This is a genomic window from Streptomyces sp. 2-1 (assembly GCF_048564895.1).
Lineage (GTDB): Bacteria > Actinomycetota > Actinomycetes > Streptomycetales > Streptomycetaceae > Streptomyces > Streptomyces phaeochromogenes.
In genome coordinates this window covers 4,048,667-4,062,921 of record NZ_CP183383.1, presented here as the reverse complement: position 1 = coordinate 4,062,921, position 14,255 = coordinate 4,048,667, and the positions used below count along the sequence as shown (strand labels likewise).

Below are 14,255 nucleotides of genomic sequence, written 5' to 3'. Positions count from 1 at the left end.
ATCGTTGATATTCAGGCATAAGCTCCCCCATAACGCCGCCCGCAGGTCCGCACTCCCGGGTCCGCACTCCGGGGATTTTCCGGGTGAGTCATACACGTATTCGACACACGTAGACACACGCAGACGCACGTAGACATACGTATTCGATGAGGAAGGCACGGCCGCCGCACGTGAGGGACACACGAGAGAGCCGGCTGCTCTTGGTGCTGCTGATCGCCATCGCGTTCGCTTTGATCACGGTGGACATCCGCGGTGGCAAGGATTCGCCGGTCGACGGTGCCCGGCAGGCCGCCGCCACGGTCTTCGGCCCGATCGAGGACGGGGTGTCCACCGCGGTCGACCCCGTCGGCAACGCGATCGAGGCGGTGAGGGGCTCCGGCGGCCGTCACGACCGCATCGCCCAACTGGAGCGCGACAACGCCGCGTTGAAGGCGAAGCTGGGCAGCGACGACCGTAACCGCAGCCGCCTCAAACAGCTCGACAAGGTCCTCAAGACGGCCGGCGCCGGGCAGTACGGCATCAAGGGCGCCGAGGTCATCGCCATAGGAGCGGCCCAGGGCTTCTCCTGGACCGTGACCATCGACGTCGGCGCGAACGACGGCATCAAGCGCGACATGACCGTCCTGAACGGGGACGGGCTGGTCGGGCGCGTCACCACCGTGGGGCCCAACACCGCCACCGTGCTGCTCGCCAACGACCCGGACTTCACGGTCGGCACACGTATGGAGGCCACCGACGAGCTGGGCTTCGCCTCCGGCCAGGGGGACCGCCCGCTGCGCGTGGAACTGCTCAACGGCAAGGCCAAGATCAAGAAGGGCGACCGGCTGGTCACCTTCGGGTCCCAGGCCGACCGGCCGTTCGTGCCCGGCGTCCCCGTGGGCATCGTGTCCCGCGTCGACCCCTCCGGCGGCGACCTGACCCGCACGCTCTACGTCACGCCGTACGTGTCCTTCACCAAGCTCGACATCGTCGGCGTGGTCGTCCAGGCCCCGCGCAAGGACCCGCGTGACGACGTGCTGCCGCCCAAACCAGAGCCAACGCCCACGCCGACCGTGACCGTGACGGTCACCCCCTCGGCGAACGCGCCCGCCGACGGTCTGCAGCAAGAGCAGTAGGAAGTAGGAGCTGAATCCCATGCGCTTCAACCGAATGCTGCTCTCCACCACCCTCGTGGTCGTCGCCCTGGTCATCCAGGTGAGCGTCCTGGCCCGGCTCCACCTGCCGGGCGCAGTGCCCGACCTGCTGCTGCTCACCGTCCTCGGCCTCGCCCTGGTCTACGGCCATGTCGGCGGCGCCCTCGTCGGCTTCGGCGCGGGCCTGCTCGCCGACCTGGCCCCGCCCGCCGACCACGCCGCCGGGCGCTACGCCCTCGTGCTGTGCGTCATCGGCTACCTCGCCGGACTCGCCAAACCCGACAACGGCCAGCTCAAGTCCGCGACCGGCCCGATGGCCGTGGTCGTCGCCGCCGCGGTCGGATCCACCCTCCTGTACGCGGGAGTGGGCGCCCTCGTCGGAGACACCGCGGCCCGCCATGTCGGCCTGAGCAGCCTGCTGTTCACCGCCGCCCTGTACGACCTGCTGCTCGCCCCGTTCGTCGTGCCGGGGATCATGGCCCTGGCCCGGCGCGCAGAGAACGACCCGCTGGCGGAGGCAGGCGGAGGCGGTGGTGGTTCCGCCAAGAAGCCCGACGTCACCGCGGGCTGGCTGTCCTCCGGGACGGGCCTGAGCATCGGCAGCCAGCGCGGCGGCCTGAGAGTCAAGGCGGCCAGGGCGCGCGTCGCGCGTGCGGGACGCATCAAGGGGGTCAAGCGGCTGTGAGAGCGGCGCTCACGACAACTGCACACCGTGTGGGCTCTCACGAGGTCGGCACACCGTATGAGCTGAGGGAGGGGGAGAAGTGACCAACATCCCGGAGACCGGCCGGACCCCACGGGTCCAGATCCGGCTCGTCGTCATCCAGATCCTCGTGCTCTCGCTCCTGGGCACCCTCGGCGGGCGCCTGTGGTACCTCCAGATCCGCAACGGCGACGAGTACGCCAAGGAGGCTTCCGGCAACCACGTCCAGCAGGTCGTCAGCCCCGCCGTGCGCGGCTCGATCCTGGACGCCCGCGGGGTGCCGATCGCCGACAACGAGACCCGGCTCGTGGTCTCCGCGTCCCGCACCGACCTGCTGAAGATGAAGGACGACGGCGACGCCGTCCTCACCAAGCTCGCGCGGGTTCTCGGCCTGAAGGCCAAGGACGTCCTGGACAAGGTCCGGCTGTGCGACTCGAAGACGCCGCAGCCGTGCTGGAACGGCTCGCCCTACCAGCCGATCCCCATCACCGACGAGGCCACGGCCAAGCAGGCCCTGCAGATCCGCGAGCGCGCCGAGGACTTCCCCGGCATCACCGCCGAACCCATGGCCGTCCGCCGCTACGCCGCCCCCGGTGAGGCCAACACCGCGCAGGTCCTCGGCTATCTCTCGCCCGTCACGGACGAGGAGATCACCAAGGCCAAGGACACCGACTCGCCGTATCTGCGCTCCGACCAGGTCGGCCGCTCGGGCCTGGAGCGCGAGTACGACAAGGAACTGCGCGGCAAGGCCGGCGTCACCCGCTACGAGGTCGACAACCTCGGCCGCGTCATCGGCCAGGCCAAGAGCGACGAGGCCCAGCCTGGCGCCAACGTCGTCACCAGTATCGACTCCCGCGTCCAGCGCGTCGCCGAGTACGAGCTGAACGAGGCGATGAAGGACGCCCGCGACGTGTTCGACGACAACACCGGCGAGAACTACAAGGCCGACTCCGGCGCGGTCGTCGTCATGGAGGCCAAGACCGGCCGCGTCGTCGCGATGGCGTCCAACCCGTCGTACGACCCGAACGCCTGGGTCGGCGGCATCTCCGGCAAGGACTACACCAAGCTCACCGGCAAGGGCTCCAACTACCCGCTCCTGAACCGCGCGATCCAGGGCCAGTCGGCCCCCGGCTCCGTCTTCAAGGTCATCCCGACGGCCGCCGCGGTCAACGCGGGCTACTCCTTCAACGGCCCCTACGAGTGCTCCAGCTCGTACTCCATCGGCGGCCAGGTCTTCAACAACTTCGAGTCCAAGGGGTACGGCCCGATCAGCCTCGGCCGCGCCCTGGAGGTCTCCTGCGACACCGTCTTCTACCGGCTCTCCCACGAGGAGTGGAAGCGGGACGGCGGCACCAAGCCGAAGAAGAACGCCAAGGACTGGTTCTACAAGACGGCCCACCAGTTCGGCCTCGGCAAGGAGACCGGCATCGACCTGCCGAACGAGGTCGCCGGCCGCGTCCCCGACCGCCAGTGGAAGCAGGACTACTGGAAGGCCAACAAGGACGCCTGGTGCAAGTACGGCAAGAAGGGCGGCTCGTACGCCCAGCAGATCGCGTACGAGAACTGCCTCGAAGGCAACCGGATGCGTGCCGGTGACTCCGTCAACTACTCGATCGGCCAGGGCGACACGCTCGTCACCCCGATCCAGATGGCGACGATCTACTCGGCGATCTCCAACGGCGGCACCCTCTACGACCCGACCGTCGGCAAGGCGATCATCAGCCCCGACGGCAAGACCGTCCAGGAGATCAAGCCCAAGTCGCACGGCAAGCTGCCGATGACGCGCAAGACGCGCGACGAGATAGACGGTGCCCTCGCGGGAGTCGCGACCCGCGGTACGGCCGCCTGGCGGTTCGGCGGCTGGCCGCAGGACAAGATCCCGATGCACGCCAAGACGGGTACGGCCGAGGTCTACGGCAAGCAGACGACCTCGTGGTTCACGACGTACACCAAGGACTACTCGGTCGTCATGACCATCTCCCAGGGTGGTACGGGTTCCGGCGCCTCGGGCCCCGCCGTGCGCAACATCTACAACGCGCTGTACGGAGTCTCCGAGGACGGCGCGATCGACAAGAAGAAGGCCCTGCTCTACGACCCGCAGAAGAGCCTGCCGAAGATCGAGAAGGACGGTTCGATCGACTCCCCGAAGGTCGAGAAGTACCCGGCCAAGAAGGAGCAGGCCTCCGAGGAGGGCGGGCAGCAGCCGGTGAACGGTGACGACCCGGCCGCCACCGTGCCCGACCCCAACACCGGCAACAACCGCGACACCCGAAGGCGCTCGGCCCGCCCGAAGAAGAGGCGGAGGACGCTCACATGACCGGCTCGAACGGGTTCTCCGTCTCCGGATACGGGCCCGAACGCTCCAGCCTGTCGCGGCTGTTCGCCCGCGACTCGCTGGCCCGCAGGCTCGACTGGCCGATACTGTTCTCGGCCATCGCGCTCTCCCTGATCGGCGCGGCCCTCGTCTACTCGGCGACCCGCAACCGCACCGAGCTCAACCAGGGCGACCCGTACTACTTCCTGTTCCGGCATCTGCTCAACACGGGCATCGGCTTCGCCCTGATGATCGGCACGGTCTGGCTCGGCCACCGCACCCTGCGCACGGCCGTACCGATCCTGTACGGGATCTCCGTCTTCCTGATCCTGCTTGTGCTGACCCCGCTCGGCGCGACCATCAACGGCGCGCACGCGTGGATCGTCATCGGCGGCGGCTTCTCGCTCCAGCCCTCCGAGTTCGTGAAGATCACGATCATCCTGGGCATGGCGATGCTGCTGGCGGCCCGGGTCGACGCCGGCGACAAGCCCTACCCCGACCACCGCACGGTCCTTCAGGCGCTCGGCCTGGCCGCCGTACCGATACTGATCGTGCTGCTCATGCCCGACCTCGGCTCGGTCATGGTCATGGTGATCGTCGTGCTCGGCGTGCTGCTCGCCTCCGGCGCCTCCAACCGCTGGGTCTTCGGACTCCTCGGCGCCGGCGCCCTCGGCGCGATCGCGGTCTGGCAGCTCAAGATCCTCGACGAGTACCAGATCAACCGCTTCGCGGCCTTCGCCAACCCCGAGCTCGACCCGGCGGGCGTCGGCTACAACACGAACCAGGCGCGGATCGCGATCGGCTCCGGCGGGCTCTTCGGCACCGGCCTCGGCAAGGGCTCGCAGACCACCGGCCAGTTCGTGCCCGAGCAGCAGACGGACTTCGTCTTCACGGTCGCGGGCGAGGAGCTCGGCTTCGTCGGCGCCGGACTGATCCTGGTCCTGCTGGGCATCGTGCTGTGGCGGGCCTGCCGCATCGCCCGCGAGACGACCGAGCTGTACGGCACGATCGTCGCCGCCGGGATCATCGCCTGGTTCGCCTTCCAGTCCTTCGAGAACGTCGGCATGACCCTCGGCATCATGCCGGTGGCCGGTCTACCACTGCCTTTCGTGTCGTACGGAGGCTCGTCGATGTTCGCCGTCTGGGTGGCCGTGGGGCTTCTGCAATCGATCCGGGTCCAACGGCCGATGTCGGCCTAGCGGACTTTCGGGGTCTGCCCATGAACCGGATTCGCGACTAGATTCGGTTCATGGCGGACACGAAGCGGGAGATCGAGCGTAAATACGAAGCCGATGAGAGCGCCGGACTGTCGGATCTGCCGGACCTGACACGGGTCTCCGGCGTCTCGGCCGTCATCGACAAGGGCGTCGCCGAACTCGACGCGACCTATTACGACACGCCCGATCAACGGCTCGCCGCCGCATCCCTCACCCTGCGCCGCCGCACCGGGGGCGACGACGCGGGCTGGCACCTGAAGCTGCCGGTCTCCGAGGGCGTACGGGACGAGATCCACGCCCCGCTCTCCGACACCGTGCCCCGGGCGCTCAGCGGACTCGTCCGCTCCCGGGTGCGCGACGCCGAACTGGTCCCCGTCGTCCGGCTGCAGTCGGCCCGCGACATCCGCCACCTCGTCGACGAATCCGGGGGCCTCCTCGCCGAGGTCAGCGTCGACCGCGTACACGCCGAGCGGCTCAGCGGCGGCGACGGCACCGTCGAATGGACCGAGATCGAGGTCGAGCTGGCCGACGACGGCGACCCCGCCTTCCTCGACAAGGTCGAGAAGAAGCTCCGCAAGGCAGGCGTCTCCCGTTCCAAGTCCGCCTCCAAGCTGGCCAGGGCCCTCGGGGAGACGGGCCAGGCGCCCCGCAAGCAGGCCGTCGTGGAGGCGGCTCCGGTCACCTCCGGCGACCACGCCCTCGCGTACGTCCGGGCCCAGCGCGACGCGATCATCGAGCTCGACCCCGCCGTCCGGCGTGACCTGTACGACTCCGTGCACAGCATGCGCGTCGCCACCCGCCGCATGCGCAGCGCCTTCCGCTCGTACGGGAAGGTCCTGGACCGGGCCGTCACCGATCCGATCGGCGACGAGCTGAAGTGGCTGGCCGGTGAGCTGGGCGTCGACCGCGACCAGGAGGTCCTGACCGACCGGCTCACGGCAGCCCTCGACGCACTCCCGCGCGCCCAGCTCATCGGGCCCGTCCGCACCCGGATCCGCACCTGGTCGCACGCCCGCCGCTCCGGCTCCCGGCGCAGGCTGATCGCGGTCCTCGACGGCAGGCGGTATCTGGACCTGCTCATCACCCTCGACACGCTCCTCGCCACCCCGCCGCTGCTCAAGGCCGCCTCGGGCGAACCGGAGAGGGTGATCTCCAAGGCCGTACGCAAGGACTTCGACAAGCTGTCCGGCCTCGTCTCGGAGGCCATCGAGCTGCCGCCCGGGCCCGACCGCGACCTCGCGATCCACGAGGCCCGCAAGAAGGCCAAGCGCACCCGGTACTCGGCGGAGACGGCCACCCCGGCCCTCGGCAAGCCCGCGAAGAGCCTGTCGAGCGCCATGAAGTCCCTCCAGAGCCTGCTCGGCGAGCACCAGGACAGCGTCATGGCCCGTGAGGCCCTGCGTGACGTCGCCACGCAGGCGCACGCGGCGGGGGAGAACGCCTTCACGTACGGGGTGCTGTACGGGCGCGAGGAGCGGTCCGCCGACGGCGTCGAGGCGGACCTGCCGGGGGCGTGGGAGGCGATCCGGAGCGGGGTGCTCCGCTGACCCGGCCGGCCGGTCCTGGCGACTGACCCGGACTCGGACGAGATCGTCGGGGCGGACGAGGGGTGGCTCCGCGCACGTTACGCTGGATGGTCACCCCTGTCGGATCTCACCCCACCAAAGGTTTGCGAGATGTCTGCCGAAGTCGCTGCATCGGTGTTCCCGCAGCTCGAAGCTCTGCTCCCGCATGTGCAGAAGCCGATCCAGTACGTCGGCGGAGAGCTCAACTCCACGGTCAAGCCCTGGGAGACCACTGACGTCCGCTGGGCACTCATGTACCCGGACGCGTACGAGGTCGGACTTCCCAACCAGGGTGTCATGATCCTTTACGAGGTCCTGAACGAGCGTGAGGGCGTCCTCGCCGAGCGCACGTACAGCGTGTGGCCGGACCTGGAGGAGCTGATGCGCGAGCACCGGGTCCCGCAGTTCACGGTGGACAGCCACCGCCCGGTGAAGGCCTTCGACGTGTTCGGCCTGTCCTTCTCCACGGAGCTGGGCTACACGAACATGCTCACGGCGCTGGACCTGGCGGGGATTCCGCTGGAATCGAAGGATCGGGGGTTGGACGACCCGATCGTGCTGGCCGGCGGCCACGCTGCCTTCAACCCCGAGCCGATCGCCGACTTCGTCGACGCGGTGATCATCGGTGACGGCGAGCAGGCCGTGCTCGACATGACCGACATCATCCGCGCCTGGAAGGCGGAGGGACAGCCGGGAGGCCGCGAGGAGGTCCTGTTCCGCCTCGCCAAGACGGGCTCGGTGTACATCCCGGCGTTCTACGACGTCGAGTACCTCGCCGACGGCCGGATCGCCCGTGTGGTCCCGAACAAGTCGGGCGTCCCGTGGCGGGTGTCGAAGCACACGGTCATGGACCTGGACGAGTGGCCGTACCCGAAGCAGCCCCTCGTGCCGCTGGCCGAGACGGTCCACGAGCGCATGTCGGTGGAGATCTTCCGCGGCTGCACGCGCGGCTGCCGCTTCTGCCAGGCGGGCATGATCACCCGCCCGGTGCGCGAGCGCTCCATCACGGGCATCGGCGACATGGTGGAGAAGGGCCTGAAGGCGACGGGCTTCGAGGAGGTCGGCCTGCTGTCCCTGTCCTCGGCGGACCACTCGGAGATCGGCGACATCGCGAAGGGCCTGGCGGACCGGTACGAGGAGGACAAGATCGGCCTGTCCCTCCCGTCGACCCGCGTGGACGCCTTCAACGTGGACCTGGCGAACGAGCTGACGCGCAACGGGCGCAGGTCCGGTCTCACCTTCGCGCCCGAGGGCGGCTCGGAGCGCATGCGCAAGGTCATCAACAAGATGGTCTCGGAAGAGGACCTGATCAGGACGGTCTCCACGGCGTACGGCAACGGCTGGCGCCAGGTGAAGCTGTACTTCATGTGCGGCCTGCCGACGGAGACGGACGAGGACGTCCTCCAGATCGCGGACATGGCGATGAACGTGATCGCCGAGGGCCGCAAGGTCTCCGGCCAGAACGACATCCGCTGCACGGTGTCGATCGGCGGCTTCGTCCCCAAGCCCCACACCCCCTTCCAGTGGGCCCCGCAGCTGTCGGCGGAGGAGACGGACGTACGTCTCGGAAAGCTCCGCGACAAGATCCGCGGCGACAAGAAGTACGGCCGCTCGATCGGCTTCCGCTACCACGACGGCAAGCCGGGCATCGTCGAGGGCCTGCTGTCGCGCGGCGACCGTCGGATCGGTGCGGTCATCCGCGCGGTCTACGAGGACGGAGGCCGCTTCGACGGCTGGCGCGAGCACTTCTCGTACGACCGCTGGATGCAGTGCGCCGAGAAGACGCTCCCCGCCTTCGGCGTCGACGTCGACTGGTACACGACGCGCGAGCGCACCTACGAAGAGGTCCTCCCCTGGGACCACCTGGACTCCGGCCTCGACAAGGACTGGCTCTGGGAGGACTGGCAGGACTCCCTCGACGAGACAGAGGTCGAGGACTGCCGCTGGACGCCTTGCTTCGACTGCGGGGTGTGCCCACAGATGGACACCTCCATCCAGATCGGCCCCACGGGCAAGAAGCTGCTCCCACTGACGGTCAAGAAGGATCCTGCGACGAGCGGGCACGTTCACTGATGTGAGTGAGGCGTCGGGGCGCATCGTGGAGGTGCTGGGGGACGGCGGCGGCAGCGAGGAAGGGGCGGCTGCCGTCCTGAGGGCGCTCGGCGCTCAGAGTAGGCGGCAGGAGATCGTGCGGGAGGCGCCGAGAACGTCTCTGCAGCCTCCTGGGGGCTCGACGGCTGTCCAGTCCGAGGTGGAGTGGGTCTTGAGGGGCTGACGGCCTGGGAGCGTCGTACTCGGCGCCTGTGTCATCTGAGTGGCTGCTTTCAGATCGCGAGGCGCGCCCTTGCTTCCTAGCGTGGCGATATCCGCTGCGGAGAGCGTCAGTTCCTCGTTCATATGGGACTTGTCCCCACCTCGGGAGTTGTCCGAGAAGCAGGCTAGGGAGACGAGCGATCCAACTCTGATCGCCGTTCCGTCTCGCGCGTTGCGTGCCCTGCCATCTCGCGCGATCGCTTGGCCTGGTGCTCCCCTTCTTCCCGCTACCGGGGCTTGTCCAGTCGTCGGTTCAAGCTCCTTGCCAGGGGCGGGCGCACTATCGTCGCGAACATGAAGGTCCGTCACAAGGTCCGCGTGGTTCTGCTCGATGGTGATCATCTGGTGTTCTTGCGCCGAGGATGGCCGGGTGGCGTCCCGTTCTGGACGACCGTCGGCGGGAGCGTCGAGCCCCACGATGCGGACTTTGAGGCGGCGCTGCGTCGTGAAGTCATGGAGGAGATCGGCGCCCGGATCGGTCCTGCCACCGAGTTCCTGACGCTGACCGAACCGGGCGGGACGACCACTGTCGTAGAGCACTACTTTCTCGCCGACTTGCTGGACATGCGGCTGGACCGCCGCCACGGTCCCGAACTCGATTCACCCGACACGGGCGACTTCGAGCCGGTTCGCGTCGCGCTGCGAGTGCCGGCCGTGACTGCACTCGATCTCCAGCCGACCGAGCTCGCCGAGTACGTCCTTGAGCACGTCAAGGCATGGAGAGTCCGATAGCCGGCGCCACTCGACGAATTCCGTCGCGGAGGATCAGTCGGTCGTGAGCGAGGGCTCTCGCACGAGCGGGTATCCGATCGTTGCCGCCTCCCGCGCGACATCCTCGACGGATGCCGTGGGGTTGAGACCGGCGATCAGGGCCCGGTCGAGGGGACGCAGGTCGTAGACGTGGCGTATGGCGTCGATGGAGATGGTGGTCTCGTAGTAGTCCTCGCCGAATGCCTGAAAGGCTTCTGGCGTTGGGTCGACGAGTAGCTCGAACAGCCATGTGGAGCCGTCGGGGTCGGGATGTCCGTCGGGGAAGTCGACCTGTCCGGCCTGCCAGTGGTCGGCCTCGGCCTCGCGCCACAGGCATGCCGTCACTACAGGGGTGCCGTTCTCGTCCGTGAAGGCAGGTTCGTGGACGTAGCGCTGGAAGATCGACGGGACGGAGTCCACCACTCCGGGCCATGTCCGGGGGACGTCGTCGTGATGGTACGGACTGAGCGGGGACTCGTGATCGAAGCCCCGTACGTATGCGCCGACGGGCGAGAAGACGATGTCGAACTCGTCCCCTGACCCGTTCCTCATCGAAGCGAGCTCTTCGGTCTGTGACCACGTCGAGTTGAACGAGTAGAACCGCTCGCCAGCGGGGTTCAGGACGGCCTCCACCATTGCCATGGAGCGGCAGAGATTTCGTAGGGCAGGGACATCTGGCAGTACCCGGGCGACATCGTGAACAGTCATGCGGCACATCCAAGCGGACGCCACCGACAGGTCCCCGGCCGCGGGTAGGCGGATGGCCATGTTCCGGAGCGCCGGAGTTCCGCTTTTCGTGAGGTGGCCTGCCCTCGGATGGACACCTCGATCCAGATCGGCCCCGGCCGTCCCCTGACTGGCCGCTCTCGGTTCGCGCGGTGCCTTGTGGCTTCCTAGCGTGGCGTTGTCCGCTACGGAGGAGGCAGCCATGGCCGGGGTTCCGCAGAAGCCGCGGCGGAGCCGTGCGTGTCTGTGGGGTTGCGTCGGGGCTCTGGCCGCGGTGGTCGTCATCGTCGTTGTCGTGGTCGTACTGGTTGTCGCGCTGGCAGGTTCGGACGGGAGCCCCGAGAATCCGCCGTCGGCCGATGTGAGGGTCACGTCCTGCGGCGTCGATGCGGCAACGCGGCTGCCGTCGGCCGGACTTGAGATCCACAACCACAGCTCCAAGACCTCGACGTACGGCGTCACGGTCGAGTTCAGGGCCCCGAACGGAACGCGTCTGTCCGAGGGGGCTGCCCTGTCCCTGACCGTCGCGCCCGGTCAGAAGGTGACGACCACGGCTGCCGGTAAGGACCAGGTCACTCAGAAAGTGACGTGCAAGGTGACGAAGGTGAACCGGATCGCGGGCTGAGCCGCCCCGCATGTGCCTCGTGCGCCTCCGTGAAGTGGAGGAGGGGCGGGTGATCGCGCACTAGAGTCGTCTGGTTACGGTCGGTTGTGGGTCGGGGTTCGGGGGCAGGGCCTCGGAGTTGTGGGGGAGGGCCTGTAGGGCATGAGTCGTCGCTCCAATGGGTTGGTCGGGATCTGGGCCGAGGTGCAGCGGCAGCAGCAGCGTCAGGTGGAGGAGCGGGCGCGGCAGGAGAGGGAGTTCGAGCGGCAGCAGCGGTTCCAGCAGCGGGAGTTGGCGCGCAGTCGGCGTGAGCATCAGGCCGCGTACCGGCAGCAGCGGGAGGCCGACGCGAGGCGGCGTACCGAGGAGTTGGACGCGCGGGTCGAGGTCTTGCGGGGGTTGCTGGCCGCCGGGTGCCGGGCGCCGGCCTTCGGGACCGCGCAGCTCGCCCGCGCAGAGCAGGTGGAGCCCTTCACGCCCGGGCCGTTGGCGTACCCGAGGCCGATGCCTGATCCGAATCAGTATCAGGCGCAGGGTGGTTGGGGGCTCGGTGCCGGGCGGCGGGCCCAGGCGCAGGCCGAGGCGCGCGCCCGGTTCGAGCGCGACTGGCAGGCCGCGCAGGCCGCGGAGGGGCAGCGGCTGCAGCAACTGGCCGCCTACCAGCGGCAGTACGAGCAGTGGGCCGGCGCCCGGTTGAGTGAAATCCGTCAACACAACGCCGGTGTCGCCGAGATGGCCGCCGGGCTCCGCGACGGTGACCCCGAGGCGGTGGTGGAGTACTTCTCCGCGGCCCTCTACGCCTCCTCCGCGTGGCCCGAGGACCTGCCGCGCCAGGTGACGGCCGCGTACGACTCGTCCGCGCGGCAGCTGGTGCTCAACTGGGAGCTGCCCGGGTACGGCGTCGTCCCCGAGGTGAAGCTCGTGCGGTACATGCCCGGCGCCGATCAGGACAAAGAGGCACCCCGGCCGGCTTCCCAGCGCCGCGGGCTGTACCGGGACGTGCTCGCGCAGTGCGTGCTCCTCGTCCTGCACGATCTCTTCGCGGCGGACGAGTTCGGGGCGCTGGAGTCGGTGGCGCTCAACGGGTTCGTCGACGACCACGACCCGGCGACGGGCAGGCAGGCACGGATCTTCCTGGCCACGGTCATGGCGTCCCGCTCCGTCTTCACGGGGCTCCGTCTGGAGCAGGTCAGCGCCGTCGACTGCCTGGTGGACGGGTTACGGGGGCAGCTGTCGGCACGGCCCGACCAGCGTGCGGTCGTACGGCCCGGCCGGCGGCCCGAGGACGTCGGCAACGGCGTCGTCACCCACGGGGGCGACGAGGAGCCGGATCTGTACGAGATGGACCCGGTCGCCTTCGAGTCGCTGGTCGCGGAGCTGTTCCGGGCCATGGGCATGCAGGCCGTGACGACGCAGCGGTCGAACGACGGCGGTGTGGACGTCGACGCGCTGGACCCGACGCCGATCCGGGGCGGCAAGATCGTCGTGCAGGTGAAGCGCTACCGCAACACCGTGCCGCCGACCGCCGTCCGCGACCTGTTCGGCACGGTCCAGGACGCGGGCGCCAACAAGGGCGTCCTCGTCACCACCTCCGGCTTCGGCCCCGGTTCGCACACCTTCGCCAACGGCAAGCCCCTGGAACTCGTCGCGGGCAACGAACTCGTCGACCTCCTGCACCGGCACGGGCTGCGCGGCCGGCTCGGGGGCTCGGGCAGCCCGATTCCCGCCCAGCGCACACCGGATGGACGGACACCGGCAGGACGTACATCGGAGGGACGCACACCGGGCGCCGACGAGGACGGGGCGGGCGACCACAACAGGCTGGGCATGTTCTGGACCGGCCAGGTCGCCCTGGACGTCTGCGCGCTCGTCTGCCACGGCAACCGGGTGCTGAGCGACGAGCACTTCGTCTTCTTCAACAACCCGCGGACACCGGACGGTACGGTCCGCGCGCTCGCCGCCGCCGCACCGGACAAGGCGGCGATCGGCGTGTCCTTCGACGCGTTGCCCGAGGGCGCCGACCGGCTCGTCCTCGTCGCCGCCGTCGACCCCGAGATCAACCCCGAAGCGGACCTCTCCGGCTTCACCGAGGCGGGCATCCGCCTGTCGGACGCCTCGGGAACCGAGCTGGGCCGCCTCGACGTCTCCGACGGCCGCGCCGACGAGACCGCGCTGGTCCTGGGCTCCTTCCGCCGCCGAGCGGGCGGCGACTGGGACTTCGTACTCGGCGGCAAGGGGTACCGGGGCGGCTTGGAGGAACTGATCCGGGAGTACGGGATCGACGTGGACTAGCGTCCTCGCCGCGCCGGGCGAAGGCTCCGGTCCATGGCCGGTCCATGGTGGAAAAGCCGTGGCCGGACCTCGCCCGGGCCCGCCACAATGAGGCGATGCCGCAGCTCATCAGCCCCGACCCCCGGTTCCGGACCGCCTTCCTCGATGCCGTGCGCGAAAACGTGGCCGAGGGGGAGTACTTCGGCGACACCCTCAAGCGGGAGCTCGCCGTGTACGGCGACAACTGGCAGCAGCCGGACGGCTTCGCGCGCTATGTCGCGGCGATCCGTGAGGAGGAGTTGGAGGAGGGGCGGCGGCCCGAGGGCTTCGTACCGAGCAGCTGGTTCTGGTACGTGGACGGGGACGACTATCTGGGCCGGATCCAGATACGGCACCGGTTCACCCCTCATCTGCGCGACTTCGGCGGCCACATCGGCTACGGCGTACGGCCGACGGCGCGCAGAAGGGGGTACGCCACGGCCATGCTCCGGGACGTCCTGCCGCACGCGCGTGACCTCGGGCTCGACCGGGTCCTCGTCACCTGTGACACCACCAACGTCGGCTCCCGCAAGGTGATCGAGGCCAATGGTGGAGAGTTCGAGGACGAACGCGGCGGAATGCTGCGGTTCTGGATCCATACGGGCCCTTGATGCGTCCTC

11 protein-coding genes are annotated in these 14,255 nt (G+C 69.0%); 10 read left to right on the top strand and 1 reads right to left on the bottom strand.

Annotated elements, in window-relative coordinates:
• Positions 1-170: 170 nt before the first annotated feature.
• The 7 genes from mreC (at position 171) to ACN20J_RS17855 (ending at position 9,977) form a co-directional block, all read left to right on the top strand.
• A complete protein-coding gene (gene mreC, locus ACN20J_RS17885) occupies positions 171-1,115 on the top strand; it encodes a rod shape-determining protein MreC (protein ID WP_189837857.1) in 945 nt (314 codons plus the stop codon).
• Positions 1,116-1,134: 19 nt separating this feature from the next.
• Positions 1,135-1,818, top strand: a complete 684-nt coding sequence (gene mreD / locus ACN20J_RS17880; RefSeq protein WP_189837858.1) for a rod shape-determining protein MreD — start codon at positions 1,135-1,137, stop codon at positions 1,816-1,818.
• Positions 1,819-1,897: 79 nt separating this feature from the next.
• Entirely contained in the window at positions 1,898-4,153 is a 2,256-nt protein-coding gene (gene mrdA, locus ACN20J_RS17875) for a penicillin-binding protein 2 (RefSeq protein ID WP_190227927.1), read from the top strand.
• On the top strand, positions 4,150-5,349 hold the full coding sequence (rodA, locus tag ACN20J_RS17870; RefSeq protein WP_189837860.1) for a rod shape-determining protein RodA: 1,200 nt from the start codon (positions 4,150-4,152) through the stop codon (positions 5,347-5,349). The genes mrdA and rodA overlap by 4 nt, the downstream gene beginning before the upstream one ends.
• Before the next feature lie 50 nt (positions 5,350-5,399).
• Positions 5,400-6,914, top strand: a complete 1,515-nt coding sequence (locus tag ACN20J_RS17865) for a CHAD domain-containing protein (RefSeq protein WP_419666289.1) — start codon at positions 5,400-5,402, stop codon at positions 6,912-6,914.
• A gap of 129 nt (positions 6,915-7,043) precedes the next feature.
• On the top strand, positions 7,044-9,005 hold the full coding sequence (locus ACN20J_RS17860; protein ID WP_419666288.1) for a TIGR03960 family B12-binding radical SAM protein: 1,962 nt from the start codon (positions 7,044-7,046) through the stop codon (positions 9,003-9,005).
• Positions 9,006-9,539: 534 nt separating this feature from the next.
• Entirely contained in the window at positions 9,540-9,977 is a 438-nt protein-coding gene (locus ACN20J_RS17855) for an NUDIX hydrolase (protein WP_361995592.1), read from the top strand.
• A 33-nt stretch (positions 9,978-10,010) separates the two neighbouring features.
• On the opposite strand, the gene ACN20J_RS17850 is transcribed toward ACN20J_RS17855, so the two are convergent.
• Positions 10,011-10,703 (bottom strand): hypothetical protein, encoded by a 693-nt coding sequence (locus ACN20J_RS17850; RefSeq protein ID WP_361995590.1) that lies wholly within the window; start codon positions 10,701-10,703, stop codon positions 10,011-10,013.
• A 220-nt stretch (positions 10,704-10,923) separates the two neighbouring features.
• Between ACN20J_RS17850 and ACN20J_RS17845 the strand changes: the two genes are divergently transcribed.
• The 3 genes from ACN20J_RS17845 to ACN20J_RS17835 all read left to right on the top strand — a co-directional run bounded on the left by ACN20J_RS17845 (position 10,924) and on the right by ACN20J_RS17835 (position 14,246).
• Positions 10,924-11,346 carry a hypothetical protein gene (locus tag ACN20J_RS17845; protein ID WP_190227932.1) on the top strand — a complete coding sequence of 141 codons (423 nt, stop codon included), beginning with the start codon at positions 10,924-10,926 and terminating at the stop codon, positions 11,344-11,346.
• A gap of 141 nt (positions 11,347-11,487) precedes the next feature.
• The gene (locus ACN20J_RS17840) at positions 11,488-13,617 is read left to right on the top strand and encodes a restriction endonuclease (protein WP_419666287.1); all 2,130 of its coding nucleotides are present in this window, start codon (positions 11,488-11,490) and stop codon (positions 13,615-13,617) included.
• A 95-nt stretch (positions 13,618-13,712) separates the two neighbouring features.
• Positions 13,713-14,246, top strand: coding sequence for a GNAT family N-acetyltransferase (locus ACN20J_RS17835; protein WP_364192314.1), 534 nt, complete (start codon positions 13,713-13,715; stop codon positions 14,244-14,246).
• The last annotated feature ends 9 nt before the right edge of the window (positions 14,247-14,255 follow it).

What these genes read in the sequence shown, in the direction of transcription:
- mreD (WP_189837858.1), top strand. Translation starts at nt 1,135, where the DNA reads ATGCGCTTCAACCGAATGCTGCTCTCCACCACCCTCGTGGTCGTCGCC.
- rodA (WP_189837860.1), top strand. Translation starts at nt 4,150, where the DNA reads ATGACCGGCTCGAACGGGTTCTCCGTCTCCGGATACGGGCCCGAACGC.
- ACN20J_RS17865 (WP_419666289.1), top strand. Translation starts at nt 5,400, where the DNA reads ATGGCGGACACGAAGCGGGAGATCGAGCGTAAATACGAAGCCGATGAG.
- ACN20J_RS17860 (WP_419666288.1), top strand. Translation starts at nt 7,044, where the DNA reads ATGTCTGCCGAAGTCGCTGCATCGGTGTTCCCGCAGCTCGAAGCTCTG.
- ACN20J_RS17855 (WP_361995592.1), top strand. Translation starts at nt 9,540, where the DNA reads ATGAAGGTCCGTCACAAGGTCCGCGTGGTTCTGCTCGATGGTGATCAT.
- ACN20J_RS17850 (WP_361995590.1), bottom strand. Translation starts at nt 10,703, where the DNA reads ATGACTGTTCACGATGTCGCCCGGGTACTGCCAGATGTCCCTGCCCTA.
- ACN20J_RS17845 (WP_190227932.1), top strand. Translation starts at nt 10,924, where the DNA reads ATGGCCGGGGTTCCGCAGAAGCCGCGGCGGAGCCGTGCGTGTCTGTGG.
- ACN20J_RS17840 (WP_419666287.1), top strand. Translation starts at nt 11,488, where the DNA reads ATGAGTCGTCGCTCCAATGGGTTGGTCGGGATCTGGGCCGAGGTGCAG.
- ACN20J_RS17835 (WP_364192314.1), top strand. Translation starts at nt 13,713, where the DNA reads ATGCCGCAGCTCATCAGCCCCGACCCCCGGTTCCGGACCGCCTTCCTC.